Here is a 20,652-nt window from a genome sequence, read left to right on the forward strand (position 1 = left end):
GCGATTCGATGGGGAGCCGCCCGCGAAGACACCGCGAGCATGAGGAAACGGATGAATCTTTATGACCGCCTGACGCTGGACATCGAACAGCGCATCCGCGACGGCGTGCTGCGTGCCGGCGAGCGGCTGCCCTCAGTGCGCCAGGCGTGCCGGTCGCAACACCTGAGCGCTTCGACGGTGCTGAAAGCGTATTACCAGCTCGAGAGCCGCGGGCTGATCGAGGCGCGGCCGAAGTCGGGTTATTACGTGCGGCCGCGCCTGCGCCAGCCGCTGCCCGAGCCGCAGCTCACGCGCCCGCTCGGCCACTCCACCGAGCTGAACGTCAGCGACTTCATTTTCGAGATCCTCGAGTCAGTGAAGGACCCGACAGTCGTGCCGTTCGGCTCGAGCTTCGCGAGCCCTCACCTGTACCCGCTGGCGAAGCTCGGGCGCTATCTCGCCGCTGCCGCGCGCCACATGGACCCGCTGTCGACGGTCACCGACCTGCCGCCCGGCAACGAGGAACTGCTGCGCCAGATCTCGCTGCGCTACCTGACCGGCGGCGTCGCCGTGCCGCCGGGCGAGATCGTCGTCACTTCGGGCGCGATGGAGGCGCTGAACCTGTGCCTGCAGGCGGTGACGCGGCCGGGCGATCTCATCGCGGTCGAGTCGCCGACGTTCTATGCCGGCCTGCAGGCGATCGAGCGGCTCGGCCTGCGCGTCGTCGAGATCCCGACCCATCCGCGCGAAGGCGTGAGCCTCGCCGGGCTCAGCGATGCGCTGCGCCAGCACCCGGTCAAAGCCTGCCTGCTGATGCTGAACTTCCAGAATCCGCTGGGCGCGCTGGTGCCCGACGACAACCGCCGTGCGCTGGTCGAACTGCTGCGCCGGCACGACGTGCCGCTGATCGAGGACGACACGTACGCGGAACTGTACTTCGGCAAGCAGGCGCCGCTCGCGGCGAAATCGCTCGATACGAGCGGACTCGTGCTGCACGTGTCGAGTTTCTCGAAATGCCTCGCGCCCGGCTACCGCGTCGGCTGGGTCGCCGCCGGCCGGTTCGCGCAGAAGATCCAGCGACTGAAAATCTCGACGAGTCTCGCGACGACGATTCCGGTCCAGATCGCGCTCGCGGATTTCCTGCGCCACGGCGCGTTCGACACTCACCTGCGCCGGCTGCGCGCGGTGCTCGAACTGCATGAGCCGATGATGGCCGCCGCGATCGAGCGGCATTTTCCGGACGGCACACGCTTTGCGCGGCCGCATGGCGGCTATCTGGTGTGGGTCGAACTGCCACCCCGGCTCGATGCGCTCGCGCTGCACCGGACCGCGCTTGCCCACGGCATCAGCATCGCGCCTGGGCCGATCTTCTCGGCCAAGCGCGAGTATCGCAACTGCATCCGCCTGAACTTCGGCCATCCGTGGTCCGCCCGCTTCGACAGCGCGATGGCGACGCTCGGCGGAATGATCGCCGATCAGCTCTGACTCCGGCGCCGCACTGCGACCGAGTCCGGCTGCGCCTCGCTGTCCTCCGCCGGAAGCCGCGGATAGCGCACGTAATCGACGAGATCCTGGATTTCCGGGGACGGCGGTCGGGTCAGCAGGCTTACCAGCACGATCGTCGCGAAGCCGAGCGGCACACCGAACACGCCGGCGGAGATCGAGTTGATGTCGAACCACGCCTGCGCCATCGAACCGCCGAAGAACGGATGGGTGCGCACCGCGTAGTACAGCGTGACGACGAGCCCGGCGAGCATGCCGGCGACCGCTCCGGCGCGGTTCGCGCGCTTCCAGAAGATTCCCAGCACCAGCGCGGGAAAGAACGCGGCGGCGGCAATCGAGAACGCAAGGCCGACCATGAACAGGATGTTGTCGGGGCGCAACGACGCAACCCACGCCGCGATCACCGCGACGACGAGCAGCTGGGATTTCGCGATCACGAGCCGGCGCTGTGTCGAGGCACGCGGATTGACGACCTTGTAATAGAAGTCGTGCGACAACGCGTTCGAGATCGTCAGCAGCAGCCCGTCCGCAGTTGACAGCGCGGCCGCGAGTCCGCCCGCCGCGACCAACCCCGACACGACGTACGGCAGGCCGGCAATCTCCGGCGTCGCGAGCAGGATCACGTCGGTGTTGAGCCGCAGTTCGGCCAGTTGCAGGATGCCGTCGCCATTGATGTCCTCGATCGCGACCATCCCGACTTTGCCCCACGACGCGACCCAATTCGGCAGCAGCGAAAGACTCGATCCGATGATGTTGTTGTACACCTCCCACTTCGCGAACACCGCATAGGCCGGCGCCGTGACGTACAGCAGGAAGATGAAGAACAGCGACCAGAACACCGAGCGCCGCGCCTCCACGACCCCCGGCGTGGTGTAGTAGCGCACGAGCACGTGAGGGAGGGCGGCAGTGCCGATCATCAGCACGAACACCAGCGCGAGGAAGTTGTTGCGCGCGACGCGCTTTTGCTCCGGCGTGTCGCCGGGGTGGGCTTCGGCGTGGCGGGGCGGCGGCCGCGACCGCCCGGCGGCCTCGACGCGCGCCTGCTCCCACGTCGCCCGCGCCTGGTCGGGTGTTTTCGGCAGGTCGCGCAGCGCCCGTTCGGTGTGCGCGATTTCGCGCGCCGCAGCGTTGTCGATGCGCAGCCGGTTCAGGCGTTCGATCAGCGAACGCCGTTCTTCCTCGAGCGAATCCGGCAGCGCGGCGATTTTCGCCGCGTAATCGGCCGCACGCTGGCCGAAGCGCTCGCGCACCTCGATTTCGCGCGGCTCGACGAACAGCTCGGTCTCCTTCGCGGAAAGGCGGTCGAGCACGCTGCCATACGCTGCCGGGGGAACCGGCACGCCAGTGACCTTGTACGACAGGATCACCACCGGCACGAGGTAAGCGACGATGAGGATCACGTACTGGGCGACCTGCGTCCACGTCACCGCCCGCATGCCGCCGAGGAACGAACAGACGAGAATGCCCGCGAGGCCGACGAACAGGCCGATCTCGAACTCGACGCTGACGAAACGGCTCGTGATCAGACCCACGCCGTAGATCTGCGCGACGAGATAGACGAAGCTCGCCAGCACCGTTGCGACGAGCCCGACGATGCGTGCGACATTGCCTTCGTAGCGCGCGCCGAGAAAGTCGGGAATCGTGTACTGGCCGAACTTGCGCAGGTAAGGCGCGAGCAGCAGCGCGACAAGAACGAAGCCGCCCGTCCAGCCGGTGACGAAGGCGAGGCCTTCGAAGCCGGAAAAGTACAGCGTGCCGGCCAGGCCGATGTAGGAGGCCGCGCTCATCCAGTCGGCCGCGGTCGCCATGCCGTTGAAGACCGCCGGAACGCGACGGCCGGCGACGTAATATTCCGACACGTCCGAAGTGCGGCTCATCACGCCGATGCCGGCATAGATCGCGATCGTCGCGAACAGGAACACGTGTCCGATGACGCCCGGCGACATGCCGAACTGTTCGCCGATCGCGAGCAGCCCGACGAACGCGAGGAAACTGCCGGTGTACCAGCCGTAATAGCGCCGCAGGCGGCGGCCGAACGCGGACTGCGTGGTCAAGAGCGCACCGCTTCAGTCCATTGACCGCCCTGCCACCCGCACACCGTGACCCGTCCGGGGTTCAATATTTGACCCTCGCGTAATACGATTTTTCGGCCGCCCGGCGCGCCTCGCCGAGCGTGTGGATGCCTTTTTCCGCGAGCAGCGGGATCAGCTTCAGCAGCACTTCGGCCGTCACGATCGCATCGCCGAGCGCGGTATGCCGGCCGACAATCGTCAGATTGAGGCGCTCGGCGATCGCTTCGAGGCGGTGCGACTCCTGGTTCGGATGGACCACTGCCGACAGCAGCAGCGTGTCGAGCACCGGCTGGTCGAAGCGCAGGCCGGTCAGCTTCTCCTTGAGCTGCAGGAAACGCATGTCGAACGCCGCATTGTGTGCGATCAGCACCGTGTCCTGCGCGAACGCGTGGAATGCCGGCAAAACCTTGGCGATCCTCGGCTGCCCGGCGAGCATGTCGGGCGTGATGCCGTGGATCCTGACCGACTCCGGCGACAGCCCGCGCCCCGGGTCGATCAGCTGCTCGAAGGATTCCTGGCGCAGCAGCTTGCCGTTGACGATGCGCGTCGCGCCGATCTGGATGATCTCGTCGCCTTTCGACGGGTCGAGCCCGGTCGTTTCGGTGTCGAAGACGGTGTAGGTCAGTTCGCTGAGCAGGCGATCCTCGAGCGCGTGCGATTTTTCCGACCATTTGAAGAGGTCGAAATCGTAGTATTCGGGCCGCGCCTCGCCGTGCAGAAACGCCGCCGGATCGAGCTCCTCCTGCGGCAGCGCGGCCGGCAGCACAATGCGGAAGAACGCGCGGTGGCGCACTTTCTCGCGCTCCAGCCACATCTCGCCGTCATTGCGCTCGATGACGTCGCGCACAGTGAGCGGGCTGTTTTCGTCGGCGAAGCGCATCGGTTCGAGCTCCCAGCTCATCACCGTCTCGGTACTCATCGCCTGCCCCGACCAGATCAGGTCGAGGTGCACCAGGCGCTCCGCCCCGCTCAGCCGGAAACGCACTTCGCGTATCTCGAACTCGTCCGACAGCCGGCTCGCGAGGTAAGTGAGCGCCTGCAGCAGCGAGAAGCTGTCGACTTTCACCCACAGCGACTCGTCGACCTCCTCGAGCTTGGCCGGCACCTTCAGCACCTTGACGATGCGCCGCTGCGCCGCGGCGACGAGGTCCGCGCCGAGCATCTCCTCGAGCGGCCAGCGCGCCTTCAGCGCATCGGCGAACTCGTTCGCGGTCTCGTCGAGACGCCGGCTCATCGCCCGGACCTCGTCGCGAATGACTTTGCGAAACCGCTCCTGCAGCTCGTTCTGCAGATCGGGGTAGTCGAGCATTTCCGCCGCTGCGCGCACGTTCGCGAGCGCCGCCCGGTTGCCTTCGGTCAGCGTGTGCAGCATCTGGTCGCGACGCGATTCGTTCTCGAAATTGCGCGTGATGTCGTCGAGCATCAGGATGAACCCGGTCATGCTGCGCTCGGCGACGCCCTCTTGCGCGACCGACAGTACCGGCGCCATCTGCGCCCGCAGCAGGTGGCCCGCGCGCGTCGTCGTGACGAACTTCGCCACCGGCTGCACGTTGCTGCGCTGCAACCGATGCTGGATGCTCTCGAGCGCGTGGGTGATCAGGTTGCGGTCGAACACGCCGTAGATCGAACGGCCGAGCCCGATCAGCTCGCCGCCGTTCGCTACTGCCGGGGCCTGCGACAGCGAGCGGAACTGCGTGCGCGCGCGGTTGTTGTAGAGCAGGATGCGTCCATCGAGGTTGCAGACGAGCACGCTTTGCGTCAGCTCGGACATCAGCGCGGCGAGGCGGTTCTTCTCTTCCTCGAGCGACTCCTTTGCGCGCGCGATCTGCGCCTCGACGTCCTGCAGCAGCGCGTCGCGCTGTTCGGCAAGGGCGTTGACGTAGCGCGCCAGCGCCCTCACTTCCGGCGGCCCGTCCTCCTTGACGCGGAACTCGCGATTCGCGCCGAGCATCAGGTTGAGGTTCTCCCCCATCGTCAGAAGGCCCTGCACGTAGCGGCGAAAAAGGTTGCGCAGCACCGCGATGCCCATGACGAAACCCATCAGCGTCATCAGCGCCCCGAGCGGCAGGTGCGGCGCGATCACGTCGATCAGCAGTTCCCTGCTGCCTTCCCTCGTCTCCAGCCAGACCAGCAGTGCGGTGACGACGAACGGACCGGTCATCAGCAACGCCAGAACGATCACCGCCAGCAGGAAACGCCTGCGTGCCGTCATCCGTCAGCCCGCCGCGAGCATGCTGCGCACGCGTTCCACCAACTCCTTCGTCGAGAACGGCTTGGTCATGTAGGCATCGGCCCCCAGCGCCAGCCCCTTCGCGACCTCGGCGTCGCGCCCTTTTGCCGTCAGCATCAGGATCCGCACCGACTGCAGCGCGGGATCGGCCTTGATTTCCTGGCACACCTCGAACCCGCTTTTCTTCGGCATCATCACGTCGAGCAGCACCAGGTCGGGCAACTCGGCGCGAATCCGCGCGACCGCCTCCTCGCCATCGGTGGCGATCGAAACCTCATATCCTTCGCGCTTCATCAGGAATTCGAGCGAAATGACGATGTTCTGCTCATCGTCGGCGATCAGTATCTTTTTGGCCATGCTTCTCCCTCTCTCCCGGATATTCTATGTCATTGCACGAGAGCCACCGTGTCGGGATGCGGAGCGTGCAGCGGCAGCACGAACGTAAATACCGTGCCCCGCTCCGGCGACGATTCCACCCACAGCCGCCCGCCGAAATGCTCGACGATCTGACGGCTGATCGGCAGCCCGAGGCCGGTGCCCTGCGGCCGCGAACGCTCGTCTCCACCCTGCCGGAACTTCTCGAATATCACGCCGTGCAGCTCGGGCGGGATGCCCGGCCCGTTGTCCGACACCGCGACACGCACCTGCCCGGCTTCGGAGGTCAGCGCGACGCGGATGCGGCCCGCCCCCTGCGGCACGAACTTCGCGGCGTTCGACAGCAGGTTCAGCATCACCTGCACCAGCCGGTCATGGTCCGCCTTCAGGTGCGGCGCTTCGTCCGGCAGCACCAGCTCGACCGTCGCGCCGCGGTCGCGGAACAGCTGGGCCGTGGTGTCGACCGCGTGCTCGACGAGCGCGCGCATGTCGATGTCGCTGTTGTGCCACTCCGCGTGGCCGGACTCGATTTTCGCCAGATCGAGCACCTGGTTCACGAGACGTGTGAGACGCTCGGTTTCGGACACGATGATGCCGAGAAACCGCATCCGATCCGGGAGGGCGATGTCGGGATCGTCGAGCAGCATTTCGGAGAAGGCGCGGATCGACGTCAGCGGCGTGCGCAGTTCATGCGACACCGACGACATGAAGTCGTCCTTGAGCCGGTCGAGTTCCTGCAGCCGCTCGTTGGCCGCCCGCAGTTCGGCAGTCGCCGCTTCGAGCGCCCGTGACTTCTCCTCGAGTTCGTGCGAATACGCGCGCACCTGCGACGCCTCGTCGAGGATATCCATGACTTCGTCGAGCCCCAGCGGCTCCTCCTGCACGACCGACCCGACCATGACGCGCGCGGAGGCGCTGCCGATCGCCCCGGCGAGCTGCGTCTCGGCGAACTGCACGAGTCCCGCATCCGGCTCGATCTGTGCGATGCCGGCGAGCCCGCGCTGGCGGGCGTAGTCGGTGAAAGCGCGCTCCGCGCGGGCGGTGCCGAGAAAGCGCGCCACCAGCGGCAGCAAGTCCCGCACATGGGCGCTGCCGCGCCAGAACGTGGCCGGGGAGGTCCGGTCGCGCCGGAAGACATCGACGAAAAGGGTCGCCTGGCCCGCCTCCTGCCCGGTCGGCGCGCGCAGCAGCGAGACGAAAAGATAGCAGGCGATGTTCGCCGCGAGACTCCAGAACAGCGCATGGCTGATGTTGTCGAGCCCCTGCAGTCCGAACAGCTGCTCGGGCCGCAGCAGCGCGATGCCGAACAGGCCTTGCTCGAGGAATGCCGGATCGAGCCAGCCCGATTTCGCCACCGACGGCAGCATCAGCGTATAGGCCCAGACGACGAAACCGGCGAGCAGTCCGGCCAGTGCCCCTTCGCGCGTGCCGCCGCGCCAGTACATTCCGCCGAGCATCACGGGCGCGAACTGCGCAACCGCGGCGAAGCTGATCAGGCCGATGCTGACCAGCGCATAGGCTTCGCCGGCGAGGCGGAAATACAGATAACCGAGCAGCAGCACCACCAGGATCGCGCCGCGCCGGATCCCCAGCAGCAGGCCGGTGAGATCGCCGTGGGCCGCCCGCCGGTTGAAGCTGCGGCTGCGCAGCACCAGCGGCATCACGAGATCGTTGCACACCATCGTCGACACCGCGATCGTCTCGACGATGACCATTCCGGTCGCCGCCGACAGGCCGCCGACAAACGCGAGCAGCGCCAGCGCACTGTGGCCGTGGGCGAGCGGCAGCGACAGCACGAAGGTGTCCGGGTCGACCGTGCCGCGACCGAAAAACAGCAGCCCGCCGAGCGCGATCGGCAGCACGAAGATGTTGATCAGGAACAGATACGTCGGGAACAGCCAGGTCGCGCGGCGCAGGTGCTGTTCGTTCACGTTCTCGACGACCATGACCTGGAACTGCCGCGGCAGGAAGATCACCGACAGCATCGCCAGCAGTGTCAGCGTGAACCATCCGCCATAGCCGGCGCCGCTGGCGCTCTCGACGGTGAGGAGCCCGGCGAGCTCGGGGTCGGCGAACGCGCGCGTGAAGAGGTCGCCGAAACCGTCGTACATGCCGTAGGTGACGAACACGCCGATGACCAGAAACGCGAGCAGCTTGACGACCGATTCGAACGCGATCGCCGCGACCATGCCTTCGTGCCGCTCGGTCGCATCGAGGTGGCGCGCGCCGAACAGCACCGTGAACACCGCCAGCGTCAGGGCGACGTACAGCGTGCTGTCGCCGACCCAGCTGCCGCCGGCGAGCGCAAAGAACTGCCCGTCGCGCTCGCCGGTGAGCACTGCGTAGCCGCTCGAAATCGCCTTCAGCTGCAGCGCGATGTACGGGATCATCCCGACCACCGCGATGATCGTGACCAGCCCGCCGAGCAGATGGCTCTTGCCGTAGCGGCTGGCGATGAAGTCGGCGATCGACGTGATGCGATAGGTCTTGGCGATGCGGATCATCTTCAGCATCACGATCCACGACAGCGTCATCGCCAGCGTCGGGCCCAGATAGATCGGCAGGAACCACACGCCGCCCGAGGCCGCGCGACCGACGCTGCCGAAATAGGTCCACGCGGTGCAATACACGCCGAGCGACAGCGCGTAGGTCCACGGATTCGAGATCACCGAGCGCCGCTGCTCCGCGCGGCGATCGGCGAAATAGGCGACGGCGAAAAGGAGCAGCAGGTAGGCGAACGAAACAGCGACGACAGTGCCGGTGAGCATGCGGCCGATCCTTCAGCGTGCGCCACGCTCGACGATCCACGCGACTGCGACCAGCAGCAGCGCCCAGATGCCGAACAGGAAAACCCACAGCATCGGCAGGCCGAGAAAAGGCTCCGGCCGGTCGAACAGTGAAAGCACCGGATAGTTGAACAGCAGCACGCCGGTCAGGAAAACCGCCACCAGCCGCTGTCCGGCAAGACCCTTGCGCATCAGGGACTCCTCATGATGACGACGGCCCCCGGATTATAGCGACACGCGGAATTCGCCCTTCGCCGCCAGCGCCGGCAGGCTGCAAAAAAAAAGCGCGCTTTCGCGCGCCTTCTCCTCCTCCCCCCGGTCAGCCAGAGTGACTGCCTCATTGTTCTGGCCGGAGCCGGGCCTCTGCGGGCCCGTGCCCCGCAAGGGGTTCAGCTCAGCGGCTGGCCCAGCTGATCCAGGATCGCCGGATTCTCGAGGGTCGACGTGTCCTGGGTGATCTCCTCCCCCTTCGCCAGCTGACGCAGCAGCCGGCGCATGATCTTGCCCGAACGGGTCTTCGGCAGGTTCTCGCCGAAACGGATGTCCTTGGGCTTGGCGATCGGCCCGATCTCGTGGCCGACCCAGTTCTGCAGTTCCTTGATGATCGCCTTCGCCTCTTCGCCGCTCGGGCGCGCGCCCTTCAGCACGACGAACGCGACGATCGCCTCGCCGGTGACGTCGTCCGGACGGCCGACGACCGCGGCTTCCGCGACTTTCTCGTGTGCGACGAGCGCCGACTCGATCTCCATCGTGCCCATGCGGTGACCGGAGACGTTCAGCACGTCGTCGATGCGGCCGGTGATCGTGAAGTAGCCGGTGTCCTTGTCGCGGATCGCGCCGTCACCGGCGAGATACAGCTTGCCCTTGAAGTCGTCCGGGTAGTACGACTTCTTGAAGCGCTCCGGGTCACCCCAGATCGTGCGGATCATCGACGGCCAGGGACGCTTGACGACGAGGATGCCGCCCTGCCCGTTCGGCACTTCGGTGCCGGTCTCGTCGACGACCGCGCACTGGATGCCCGGGAACGGCAGCGTGCACGAACCCGGCACCAGCGGCGTCGCGCCCGGCATCGGCGTGATCATGTGCGCGCCGGTCTCGGTCTGCCAGAACGTATCGACGATCGGGCAGCGTCCGCCGCCGACGTTCTCGTAGTACCACTCCCACGCAGCCGGGTTGATCGGTTCGCCGACCGAGCCGAGGATGCGCAGGCTCGACAGGTCGTATTTCTTCGGGTGCACCGCAGGATTGTTGTCCGCGGCCTTGATCAGCGAACGGATCGCGGTCGGCGCGGTGTAGAACACCGTGACCTTGTGATCCTGGATCATCTTCCAGAAACGCCCGGCGTCCGGGTAGGTCGGCACGCCTTCGAACACGATCTCGGTCGTGCCGCACGCAAGCGGGCCGTAAGTGATGAAAGTGTGGCCGGTGACCCAGCCGATGTCGGCGGTGCACCAGAAGACGTCGTCCGGCTTGATGTCGAAGGTGTACTTCATCGACATGATCGCGTGCAGCAGGTAGCCGCCGGTCGAGTGCTGGACGCCTTTCGGCTTGCCGGTCGAGCCCGACGTGTAGAGCAGGAACAGCGGATGCTCGGCCTCGACCCATTCGGGCTCGCAGGTGTCCGGCTGGTTCGCGCAGACGTCGTCGAACCACTGATCGCGGCCGGCTTCCATCGCGGTTTGCGCGCCGGTGCGCTTGACGACGACGACGTTCCGGATCGATTCGCAGCCGCCGAGCGCGAGCGCTTCGTCGGCGATCGGCTTGAGCGGCAGCGCCTTGCCGCCGCGGTGCTGGCCGTCGGACGTGATCAGCGCGACGGCGCCGGCATCGTTGATGCGGTCACGCAGCGCCTGCGCGGAGAAGCCGCCGAACACGATCGAGTGGGTCGCGCCGATGCGCGCGCAGGCCTGCATCGCGACGACGCCTTCGATCGACATCGGCAGGTAGATGACGATGCGGTCGCCCTTCTTGACGCCCATCTCGCGCAGCGCGTTCGCGAACTTGCACACGCGCGACAGCAGATCCTTGTACGTGACGCGGGTGACGTCGCCGTTGTCGGCTTCGAAAATCAGCGCGACCTTGTCGCCGAGACCGTTATTGACGTTGCGGTCGAGGCAGTTGTAGGAGACGTTGAGCTGGCCGTCGGCGAACCACTTGAAGAACGGCGCGTTGCTCTCGTCGAGGACCTGGGTGAAAGGCTTCTTCCACTCGATCAGTTCGCGCGCGTTGCGTGCCCAGAATCCTTCGTAGTCGTTTTCCGCTTCCTTGCACAACGCAAAATAAGCTTCCATGCCGGAAACCGCGGCGTTCTTGACGATCTCTTCGGAAGGCTGGTAGATGCGGCTCTGGGTCTGCTGCTCATTCGACATATTCACCTCTCCTCAACTGTTCTGAATGGTTGAAGCTGCCCTGTTGCGGGGCGGCCGGTGGGTTCCAGCCTGTATTGTCGTTCGCGAAAGGCTCCGCGATCTGATGCGCATTTAAGAGCAGCTATCTTACACAGGACTTACACGCCGTGCGGATGCCGTAAATCGGGTCTCTTCCTGCACCGCAGCACGCAGCCGGCGCCGGGCTGATAGAATTGCGGCCCCTTGCCCCGCCACCTTGGAGACGCATCATGACCGTGATTCGCGAAGAAGACCTCATTCAGTCCGTCGCGGATGCCTTTCAGTTCATCAGCTATTACCACCCGCTCGACTTCATCGAAGCGCTCGGCGAGGCCTGGAAGCGCGAGGAGAACCCCGCGGCGAAAGACGCCATCGCGCAGATCCTGACGAACTCGCGCATGTGCGCCGAAGGCCACCGCCCGATCTGCCAGGACACGGGCATCGCGGTCGTGTTCCTCAAAGTGGGCATGAACGTGCAGTGGGACGCGACGATGAGCGTCCAGGAGATGGTCAACGAAGGGGTGCGCCGCGCGTACACCAACACCGACAACAAGCTGCGCGCCTCGGTGCTGCTCGACCCGGCCGGCGCACGGCAGAACAGCAAGGACAACACCCCGGCAGTCGTGCATTACGAGATCGTGCCGGGCGACCACGTGGAAGTCACCTGTGCGGCGAAGGGCGGCGGCTCCGAGAACAAGACCAAGTTCTACGCGCTGAACCCGTCGGACTCGATCGTCGACTGGGTGCTCAAGACCGTGCCGACGATGGGCGCGGGCTGGTGTCCGCCGGGCATCCTCGGCATCGGCATCGGCGGCACGCCCGAAAAAGCGATGCTGCTCGCGAAGGAATCGCTGATGGCCCCGATCGACATCCACGAACTGAAGGCCAAGGCGGCGTCCGGCGCGCAGCTCACGCGCGTCGAGGAGCTGCGCCTCGAGCTGATGGACAAGGTCAATGCGCTGGGCATCGGCGCGCAGGGTCTCGGCGGCCTCACGACCGTGCTCGACGTCAAGATCCTCGACTACCCGACGCACGCGGCGAGCCTGCCGGTCGCGATGATCCCGAACTGCGCGGCGACCCGTCACGTGCATTTCGAACTCGACGGCTCCGGCCCGGCGAAGCTCGAGGCGCCGAAGCTGGAAGATTGGCCGGACGTCACGTGGCAGGCCGACACGAAGGTCGCGACGCGCGTGAATCTCGACACACTGACGAAGGAAGAAGTCGCGTCGTGGCAGCCGGGTCAGGTGCTGCTCCTGAACGGCAAGATGCTGACCGGCCGCGACGCCGCGCACAAGCGCATCGCCGACATGCTCGCGAAAGGCGAGAAGCTGCCGGTCGACTTCACGAACCGCGTCATCTACTACGTCGGCCCGGTCGACCCGGTGCGCGACGAAGTCGTCGGCCCGGCCGGCCCGACGACCGCGACCCGCATGGACAAGTTCACGCGCATGATGCTCGAGCAGACCGGCCTGATCTCGATGGTCGGCAAGGCCGAGCGTGGCCCGGCGGCGATCGACGCGATCCGCGACAACAAGTCCGCCTACCTGATGGCGGTCGGCGGCGCAGCCTACCTCGTCGCCAAAGCGATCAAGACCGCCAGGGTCGTCGGCTTCGCCGATCTGGGCATGGAAGCGATCTACGAGTTCGACGTGCAGGACATGCCGGTGACCGTCGCGGTCGATTCGAACGGCACCAGCGTGCATGAGACCGGCCCGAAGACATGGCAGGCGAAAATCGGCAAGATCCCGGTCGCGACCGCCTGATCGTCTGATCGCCGCTGCGGCGCGTCGCGTCGCATCCTGAGAGGCCCGCCGGGGAAATCCGGAGGGCCTTTTTCATCATGCCTGCGGATTTCCTGGGCATTCCAACATGCTGAAACAAACCGGGAGGCCGGAGCGCTTGACCGTGTTATCGCGAAGTCATTACGCTTCGTCTGCGTGGGAATTTTTCCCACTTGTTATCTCAACCCGGAGGTCAGGATGAAATACAAATGGCTCGCCGCGCCGCTGTGTGCGACCTCGGCGCTTTTCCTCGCGCTCAACAGCCCCTCGGTCATCGCCGCCGTCACAGAAGTGACCACTGCGATCTCGGCTCCCGCCGCCGACGTCCCGTCCGGCGACGCGCCCGATGATCTCGACACCCTCGCAGGCGAGGTGGCCGGCGCCCCGGATGACGTGGCCGATGTACCCGACGGCGTGACGGATGCACCTGACGACATGACCGACGCCCCGGATGACGTGACCGACGCACCCGACGACGTGATCGACACCCCGGATGACGTTGCCGATCTGCCGGACGACGAGCTCGAGGATGTTCCAGCCGAAGACGGCACGATGAGCCGCGGCGCCGCGCCCGTGCAGACGACCGAGACCACGACGAACGCTGACGGTACGACGACGGTGACGCGGACGCGCACCCTCGACGCCACCGGCAATGCCCCGGCCCGCGTGCGCACGAGCACGATGACGTTCTCGGCAGAAGGCAAGCTCCTCGAGCAGAGCCGCAGCGACGTTCGCACCAGCGCCGACGGCGTCGCCGTGCGCGAGAAGACCTCGAGCCTGGAATTCGTAGACGGCCAACCGGTGCGCACGCGCAGCGACATCAAGCGCGATGCCGCGGGCGAGATCCTGCGCAGCCGCGAGCGCGTCGACCCGATCGAACGCCCGGCCAAGCCGGAGCGCGCCGAGAAGATCGAACGCCTCGAGAAAGTCGAGCGTCCCGAGAAAGTCGAGCGTCCCGAGAAAGTCGAACGTCCCGAGAAGGTCGAACGTCCCGAGAAGGTCGAACGTCCCGAGAAAGTCGAACGTCCCGAGAAGGTCGAACGTCCCGAGAAAGTCGAACGTCCCGAGAAAGTCAAGCGTCCCGAGAAAGTCGAGCGTCCCGAGAAAGTCGAGCGTCCCGAGAAAGTCGAGCGTCCCGAAAAGATCGAGCGCCCGGAGAAAGTCGAGCGTCCGGAGAAGGTCGAGCGTCCCGAGAAGGTCGAGCGTCCCGAAAAAGTCGAACGTCCCGAGAAAGTCGAACGTCCCGAGAAAGTCGAGCGTCCCGAGCGCAGCGGGCGAGGCTGACGCATCCCGCAACAACTTCGGCAGATCGCAGCCGCCTCGCCGTGGAACTCCACGCGGGGCGGCGATAGTATGATGGACTGCTGGAGAGAATCTGCCGAATGCATCCGCCCACCCCACCTGCGTCCCTGCTGCATGCGCTGCGTCGCGTGATGCGCCCGCTGGTGCGCCTGATGCTCAGGAAGGGCGTGACCTACACCTATTTCTCCGACATGCTCAAAGGCATCTTCGTCGAAATCGCCGCGGCCGAATTCCGGCTCGACGACAAGGCACCGAGCGACAGCCGGATCAGCCTGATCACCGGTGTGCATCGCAAGGACGTGCGGCGGCTGCGCGAGGCCGCCCCCGAATCGGACGCCCACCTGCCCGAAGCGCTGTCGCTCGGCGCGCATCTGGTCAGCATCTGGATGAGCCAGCCGCCGTTCTGCGAACACCCCGGCCGCCCGCTGCCACTGCCGCGGCTCGCGAGCGCGGGCGGCGAGTGCTCGTTCGACGCGCTGGTCGCGCACGCGAGCAAGGACATCCGCGCGCGCGTCGTGCTCGACGAGTGGCTGCGCCTGGGCATCGCGCGCATCGACGAACAGGACCGCGTCCATCTTCAGACGACCGCTTTCGTCCCGCAAAAGGGCTTCGACGAGAAAGCCGCGTATTTCAGCCACAACGTCCATGACCACGCCTGCGCCGCAGTCCATAACCTGACGACCGACGCCCGGCCGTTCTTCGAACGCAGCGTGCATTACGACGCGCTCTCGGCGGCGAGCGTCGAGACGTTGCGCGACGCGGTCTCAGCCGAAGGCATGCAGGCACTGATGCACTTCAACGCGCTCGCCGCACAACTCGAAGCCGGCGACGCGGCAGCCACGGTCGACTCCCCGCAGCGGATCACGATCGGCCTGTATTTCTATACCGAGCCGGGCACTGAACCGGCGCAAGCAGAGAGGGAACCCAAGTGAGGCGGGGCCTCCCGCGCTTGGCTGCGCTGTCCGCACTGGCCCTGCGATGCGTGCTCGGGCTCGGCCTCGGCTTATGCACACCGCTGGCGCTGGCGCTCACGGCGGCGCAGATATGCGTCGACCCCGGGGGCACGGGCGGAACCGGCGACACGCTTCGCGACCATGGCATCGGCGGCACCGGCGCCCCGACGCAACGCGATCCGGGCGGGGTCGGCGGTACGGGCGCGGTCGCGAATGAAGGCGGGGCTGGCGGGACCGGCATTGTCGGCACGATCACCGGCTTCGCGTCGGTGTGCGTCAACGGCGTCGAGGTGCATTATGACAACGACCTCGAGATCGCCGAGAACGGCACGCGGGCCGATATCGAACGCCTGGCGATCGGCCAGGTCGTCGCGATCGAGGCGGGCCTGTCGTCGCGCGGGCTCGAGGCACGCAGCCTCGCGATTCTGCACGCCTACGAGGGCCCGCTGACCGCTCTCGCCGCCGGTGCGTCGCCGCTGCGCGTCATGGACCAGGCCGTGCTGATCGCGCCCGGCGCCCAGGTCGCCGAAGGACTGCAGCCGGGCGAGCCGGTTCGCGTCAGCGGACTGCGCAACGCCCGTGGCGACGTCCTCGCGACCCGCATCGAGCGCGCCCCTGCCCTGACGACGGCAAGCGCGATCGGGACGCTCGTGCGCGGTTCTCTGCAAGGCCTGCCGCTCGTCGGCATCCACCCGGCGCTGCCAGCTTCGCCGCCAAACGTCCTCCTCGTGCGCGGCCGCTGGAGCACAGCCGGCTTCGATGTCATCAGCGTACGGGCCGATCCCGACATTCCGTTCGCCGGGCGCGTGCGCAACGCGCTCGTCGAGGGCCTCGTTCAGGCTCGCGACGGCAAACGCGTCGCGCTGGGAGGATTCTCGGTAACACTGGATGAGGATACGCAGTTCGACGGTGGCGCCCCGGCTGAAATCGGAAGCGACCGCCGCGTTCGCGTCAGCGGCACGTTCAGCGGCGCCCGCGAGGTGAAGGCGGGACGCATCGAGTTCGTGCTGGAACGTCCGGACGGCCGACGGGACGGCACTGGCGCGTCGAGCGGCGGCGGCGCGGATGATGCGTCTGGACAGGGCGGCGAAAAGCGCCAGCAGAACGAATCCGGCAGCGGGAAGACCGACAGCGGCCTCGACGCGATAGCGCAGCCGCGCAAAGCGAATGAAAGCCGTCCGCAAGAACGGAGGGTGCGTCCCGACCGCAACGAAAAGGCAGACCAACCCGAGCGCGTGGACCGCCCGGAAAAGCTGGAGCGTCCGGAGAAGCTTGAGCGACCCGAGAAAGTCGAAAAACCGGACCGCATTGAACGTATCGAGCGTCCGGAAAAAATCGAGCGCCCCGAAAAAGTCGAACGCCCCGAGAAAGTCGAACGCCCGGAAAAAGTCGAACGTCCCGAAAAAGTCGAACGCCCGGAAAAGGTCGAACGCCCCGAGAAAGTTGAACGCCCGGAAAAGGTCGAACGTCCCGAAAAAATCGAACGTCCGGAAAAAGTCGAACGTCCGGAAAAAGTCGAACGTCCCGAAAAAGTCGAGCGCCCCAAGCGCGGCGACCTCGACGACCAGAACGATTTCGCATCCAAACAGGCCCGGAGAATTTCATGAAAATTGCTCGAATGCTGCCGATGACGCTGCTGGCGGCCTTCGCCCTGCCGGTCTGTGCCGGCGAACTGACGACCTCGATAGGACTGGATTATTCGAGCGGCGACTACGGCACCGACAGTACAAGCGAAACCTGGTACGTCCCCGTGGTCGGCAAGTACGAGAGCGGACCGCTTGCGCTGAAACTGACGATCCCGTACCTGCGCATTACCGACCCCGCAGTCGGCCCGGAGGGCGAGCCGCTGCCGGGAGGTTGCCGCGAGACCGAGAGCGGGCTCGGCGACATCGTCGGCAGCGCCGGCTACGCGCTGCTCGACGGCAGCCAGGAGCACGGGGTGCTGCTCGACGTCATCGGCAAGGTGAAGCTGCCGACCGCGGATGAAGACAAATGCCTGGGCACCGGCGAGACCGACTACTCGTTCCAGCTCGACGCGGCGAAATCCTTCGGCGCCGTGACCGGCTTCGGCACGCTCGGCTGGAAGAAATTCGGCGATCCGTCGGGCACCAGCTTTCGCGACCCGATCTTCGCCTCGCTCGGCGTTGCGACGAAGCTTGCGCCCGCCACGACGATCGGCGCGGTATATGACTGGCGCGAGAAGGTCACGTCGAATGGCGACGAGATCAGCGAAGTCGCGCTGTTCGCGACCCAGAAGCTCGACGAGGCCTGGAAACTCCAGCTGTATGCGGTCAAAGGGTTCTCGGACGCGAGCCCCGACTGGGGTGGCGGCCTCTTCGTCAGCCACACCTACTGAGCGACTTTCCCCTGGCATCGATCACCGCGCCCGGAATTGCTGGAAGGGGAACTTTCAGCAATTCCGGGCGCATGGCAGTTGACAGCGGCGAAAAACTTCCTGCTGTTTCGCGGCTTTTCACCTAAAACCATTGAATCGACAAGGAAATACCCACCGGCTTCCGGCGACGCCAGTTTGTTGTAACTTGATTCAAATCATGGAGCCCCCTTCCCCCTCTGCTCAGAATGCGGCTAACCTTCGGGTTATCCATCAACCAAACGGACGCATGACAAAACAATGAGGGGAAAACCATGAGCGGCACCTTCACAAAGGCGATGGCTCGCAACATCTTCTACGGCGGGACAGTGTTCTTCTTCCTGCTTCTGGTGGCGTTGACCGTCGACACGACGACCAACCTGCACAAGTCGGACAACAGCGCGAACCTGACGCCCCAGGTGGTGGCGGGCAAACACATCTGGGAAACGCGCAACTGCATCGGCTGCCACACCCTGCTCGGTGAAGGTGCCTACTTCGCACCGGAGCTCGCGAACGTCTACCCGCGTCGCGGGCCGGAGTTCATCAAGGCATGGATCCAGTCGCAGCCGACCGGCGCGCCGGGCCGCCGGCAGATGCCGCAGTTCCATCTCACCGATCAGGAACTGGACGATCTGGTTGCCTTCCTGAAGTACACCTCCGAAATCGACGCCCAGAAATGGCCTCCCAACATCGAGGGCTGAGCGCAGCGAATCGAAAACCTCAAGGGGATAACAAACCATGAAATACACCTCGCAATCGGTCGCGCTGCCATACTTCATAGCGGCGATCGGTCTTTTCGTCGGCCAGATCGTGTTCGGCCTGGCCATGGGCCTGCAGTACGTCGTCGGGGATTTCCTGTTCCCGGAAATTCCGTTCAACGTCGCCCGGATGGTCCACACCAACCTGCTGATCGTCTGGCTGCTGTTCGGCTTCATGGGCGCGGCCTACTACCTGATCCCGGAAGAAACCGAAACCGAGCTCTATAGTCCGAAGCTCGCGCTGCTGATGTTCTGGATCTTCCTGATCGCAGGCGCCGCGACGATCCTCGGCTACCTGCTCGTCGACTACAACACCCTCGCGGAGATGACCGGCAACAACATCCTCGCGACGATGGGACGTGAGTTCCTCGAGCAGCCGCTGCTGACGAAGATCGGCATCGTCATCGTCGCGCTGGCCTTCCTGTTCAACATCAGCATGACGATGTTGAAGGGCCGCAAGACGGTGATCAGCATCGTCATGCTGCTCGGCCTGTGGGGTCTGGCGATCTTCTTCCTGTTCTCGTTCTACAACCCGGGCAACCTGGTCAAGGACAAGTTCTACTGGTGGTGGGTCGTGCACCTGTGGGTCGAAGGCGTGTGGGAACTGATCATGGCCGCGATGCTCGCGTTCGTGCTGATCAAGGTCACCGGCGTCGACCGTGAAGTCATCGAGAAGTGGCTGTACGTGATCATCACGCTGGCGCTCGTCACCGGCCTGATCGGCACCGGTCACCACTACTTCTGGATCGGCACGCCGGGTTACTGGCAGTGGTGGGGTTCGATCTTCTCGGCGCTGGAACCGATCCCGTTCTTCGCGATGACCGTCTTCGCGTTCAACATGGTCAACCGTCGCCGTCGCGAGCATCCGAACAAGGCTGCCGTGCTGTGGGCGCTGGGTACCGGCGTGATGGCCTTCCTCGGCGCAGGCGTGTGGGGCTTCCTGCATACGCTGGCTCCGGTGAACTTCTACACGCACGGTTCGCAGATCACCGCGGCCCACGGCCACATGGCGTTCTACGGCGCCTACGTGCTGGTCGTGCTGACGATGATCAGCTACGCGATGCCGTTGCTGCGCGGTCGTGCGGCGAACAGCCAGCGTGCCCAGGTGGTTGAAATGTGGAGCTTCTGGCTGATGACGATCTCGATGGTCTTCATCACGCTGTTCCTCACTGCCGCCGGCATCCTGCAGGTCTGGCTGCAGCGCGTCTCCGACACGCCGATGCCGTTCATGCAGGTGCAGGACCAGATCGCGCTGTTCTACTGGATGCGCCTGTGGGCGGGTGTGGTGTTCGCGGTCGGCCTGGTCACGTACCTCGCGAGCTTCTTCGTCAAAGGTGAAAGCAAGCCGCTGATCACTCCCTGAACAGGCTCAACAGTGGTCCTTCAACGGCGTTGAAGGACAGCATCATGGGGCGGCGCAAGCCGCCCCATTTTTTTCCTGCTCACGCAAATCGTTCTCGTTACATCTGCGGGGAATGAATTAACCAGAATCAAGGTCCGGAAGGGGTACGCTCCCTAGACTCGACCCATGAATACAAGCAGCCAAACCCTGATGACGCCCCTCTCCGCCTCCAGCTCCGCGTCGGAGACCACGGCGCGACGCCTTCCCGGTGACCTCGCGATATGGTTCTTCATCCTCGCCGAGTTGCTGGCGTTTGGCGTGTTCTTCGTCGTATACGCCTTCACGCGTGCCAATCACGTGGAACTCTTCAACGCCGAACAGCTCACGCTCGACCGCACCTCCGGTGCGATCAATACCGTGCTGCTGCTGACGTCGAGCTTCTTCGTCGTGCGCGCCGTGCAGGTCGCGGAAGCCGGATTCAGTCGCCGCGCCGCACCGTGGCTCGCCGCAGCGTTCGCGTGCGGGGCAGGTTTCGTCATCGTGAAGATCTTCGAGTACGCGGAAAAAATCGGTGCCGGTGTCAGCCTGTCGTCGAGCACGTTCTACATGTTCTACCTGTCGTTGACGTTCTTCCACTTCATGCACGTGATCCTCGGCCTGGTGATCATCGCGGCGATGTGGAACGGCGCGCGAACCGGCCGCTACGGCCCCGGCAACATGAACGGGATCGAGACCGGCGCGGCGTACTGGCATATGGTCGATCTGGTGTGGCTGATCCTGTTCCCGCTGATCTACGTGATGCGCTGAGAGGTC

The 20,652-nt window shown here is 65.4% G+C and carries 15 protein-coding genes; 9 read left to right on the plus strand and 6 right to left on the minus strand.

Annotated features, from left to right (window positions below; translation table 11 throughout):
* The first annotated feature begins 51 nt into the window (after positions 1-51).
* Positions 52-1,464, plus strand: coding sequence for a PLP-dependent aminotransferase family protein (locus PA01_02455; GenBank protein ID KON80653.1), 1,413 nt, complete (start codon positions 52-54; stop codon positions 1,462-1,464).
* Here PA01_02455 and PA01_02460 read toward each other — a convergent pair.
* The 6 genes from PA01_02460 to acs form a co-directional block, all read right to left on the minus strand.
* A complete protein-coding gene (locus tag PA01_02460) occupies positions 1,455-3,536 on the minus strand; it encodes a cation acetate symporter (GenBank protein KON80654.1) in 2,082 nt (693 codons plus the stop codon). The two genes, PA01_02455 and PA01_02460, sit on opposite strands and share 10 nt — an antisense overlap.
* Positions 3,537-3,597: 61 nt before the next feature.
* The gene (locus tag PA01_02465; GenBank protein ID KON80655.1) at positions 3,598-5,766 is read right to left on the minus strand and encodes an exonuclease domain-containing protein; all 2,169 of its coding nucleotides are present in this window, start codon (positions 5,764-5,766) and stop codon (positions 3,598-3,600) included.
* Between the two features lie 3 nt (positions 5,767-5,769).
* A complete protein-coding gene (locus PA01_02470) occupies positions 5,770-6,141 on the minus strand; it encodes a response regulator (protein ID KON80656.1) in 372 nt (123 codons plus the stop codon).
* Between the two features lie 29 nt (positions 6,142-6,170).
* The gene (locus PA01_02475; GenBank protein ID KON80657.1) at positions 6,171-8,927 is read right to left on the minus strand and encodes a sensor histidine kinase; all 2,757 of its coding nucleotides are present in this window, start codon (positions 8,925-8,927) and stop codon (positions 6,171-6,173) included.
* Positions 8,928-8,939: 12 nt separating this feature from the next.
* Positions 8,940-9,137, minus strand: a complete 198-nt coding sequence (locus PA01_02480; GenBank protein KON80658.1) for a hypothetical protein — start codon at positions 9,135-9,137, stop codon at positions 8,940-8,942.
* 197 nt (positions 9,138-9,334) lie between these two features.
* Positions 9,335-11,314, minus strand: coding sequence for an acetate--CoA ligase (gene acs / locus PA01_02485; GenBank protein KON80659.1), 1,980 nt, complete (start codon positions 11,312-11,314; stop codon positions 9,335-9,337).
* Positions 11,315-11,562: 248 nt separating this feature from the next.
* Here acs and PA01_02490 point away from each other — a divergent pair, with 248 nt between their 5' ends.
* The 8 genes from PA01_02490 to PA01_02525 all read left to right on the plus strand — a co-directional run bounded on the left by PA01_02490 (position 11,563) and on the right by PA01_02525 (position 20,646).
* Positions 11,563-13,095, plus strand: a complete 1,533-nt coding sequence (locus tag PA01_02490) for a fumarate hydratase (protein ID KON80660.1) — start codon at positions 11,563-11,565, stop codon at positions 13,093-13,095.
* A gap of 216 nt (positions 13,096-13,311) precedes the next feature.
* Positions 13,312-14,397 (plus strand): hypothetical protein, encoded by a 1,086-nt coding sequence (locus PA01_02495; GenBank protein ID KON80661.1) that lies wholly within the window; start codon positions 13,312-13,314, stop codon positions 14,395-14,397.
* Between the two features lie 98 nt (positions 14,398-14,495).
* Positions 14,496-15,347, plus strand: a complete 852-nt coding sequence (locus PA01_02500; protein ID KON80662.1) for a DUF6502 family protein — start codon at positions 14,496-14,498, stop codon at positions 15,345-15,347.
* Positions 15,344-16,975 (plus strand): DUF5666 domain-containing protein, encoded by a 1,632-nt coding sequence (locus tag PA01_02505; protein ID KON82255.2) that lies wholly within the window; start codon positions 15,344-15,346, stop codon positions 16,973-16,975. Before PA01_02500 ends, PA01_02505 begins: the two co-directional genes overlap by 4 nt.
* Positions 16,972-17,724: a hypothetical protein gene (locus PA01_02510; protein ID KON80663.1), complete on the plus strand. Its 753-nt coding sequence runs from the start codon at positions 16,972-16,974 to the stop codon at positions 17,722-17,724. Before PA01_02505 ends, PA01_02510 begins: the two co-directional genes overlap by 4 nt.
* A 290-nt stretch (positions 17,725-18,014) precedes the next feature.
* The gene (locus PA01_02515; GenBank protein KON80664.1) at positions 18,015-18,440 is read left to right on the plus strand and encodes a cytochrome c; all 426 of its coding nucleotides are present in this window, start codon (positions 18,015-18,017) and stop codon (positions 18,438-18,440) included.
* Between the two features lie 37 nt (positions 18,441-18,477).
* Positions 18,478-19,860: a cbb3-type cytochrome c oxidase subunit I gene (locus tag PA01_02520; GenBank protein ID KON80665.1), complete on the plus strand. Its 1,383-nt coding sequence runs from the start codon at positions 18,478-18,480 to the stop codon at positions 19,858-19,860.
* Positions 19,861-20,049: 189 nt separating this feature from the next.
* A complete protein-coding gene (locus tag PA01_02525; protein KON80666.2) occupies positions 20,050-20,646 on the plus strand; it encodes a cytochrome c oxidase subunit 3 family protein in 597 nt (198 codons plus the stop codon).
* The last annotated feature ends 6 nt before the right edge of the window (positions 20,647-20,652 follow it).

Source organism: Azoarcus sp. PA01 (assembly GCA_001274695.2).
In the GTDB taxonomy this organism is placed as follows: domain Bacteria; phylum Pseudomonadota; class Gammaproteobacteria; order Burkholderiales; family Rhodocyclaceae; genus Aromatoleum.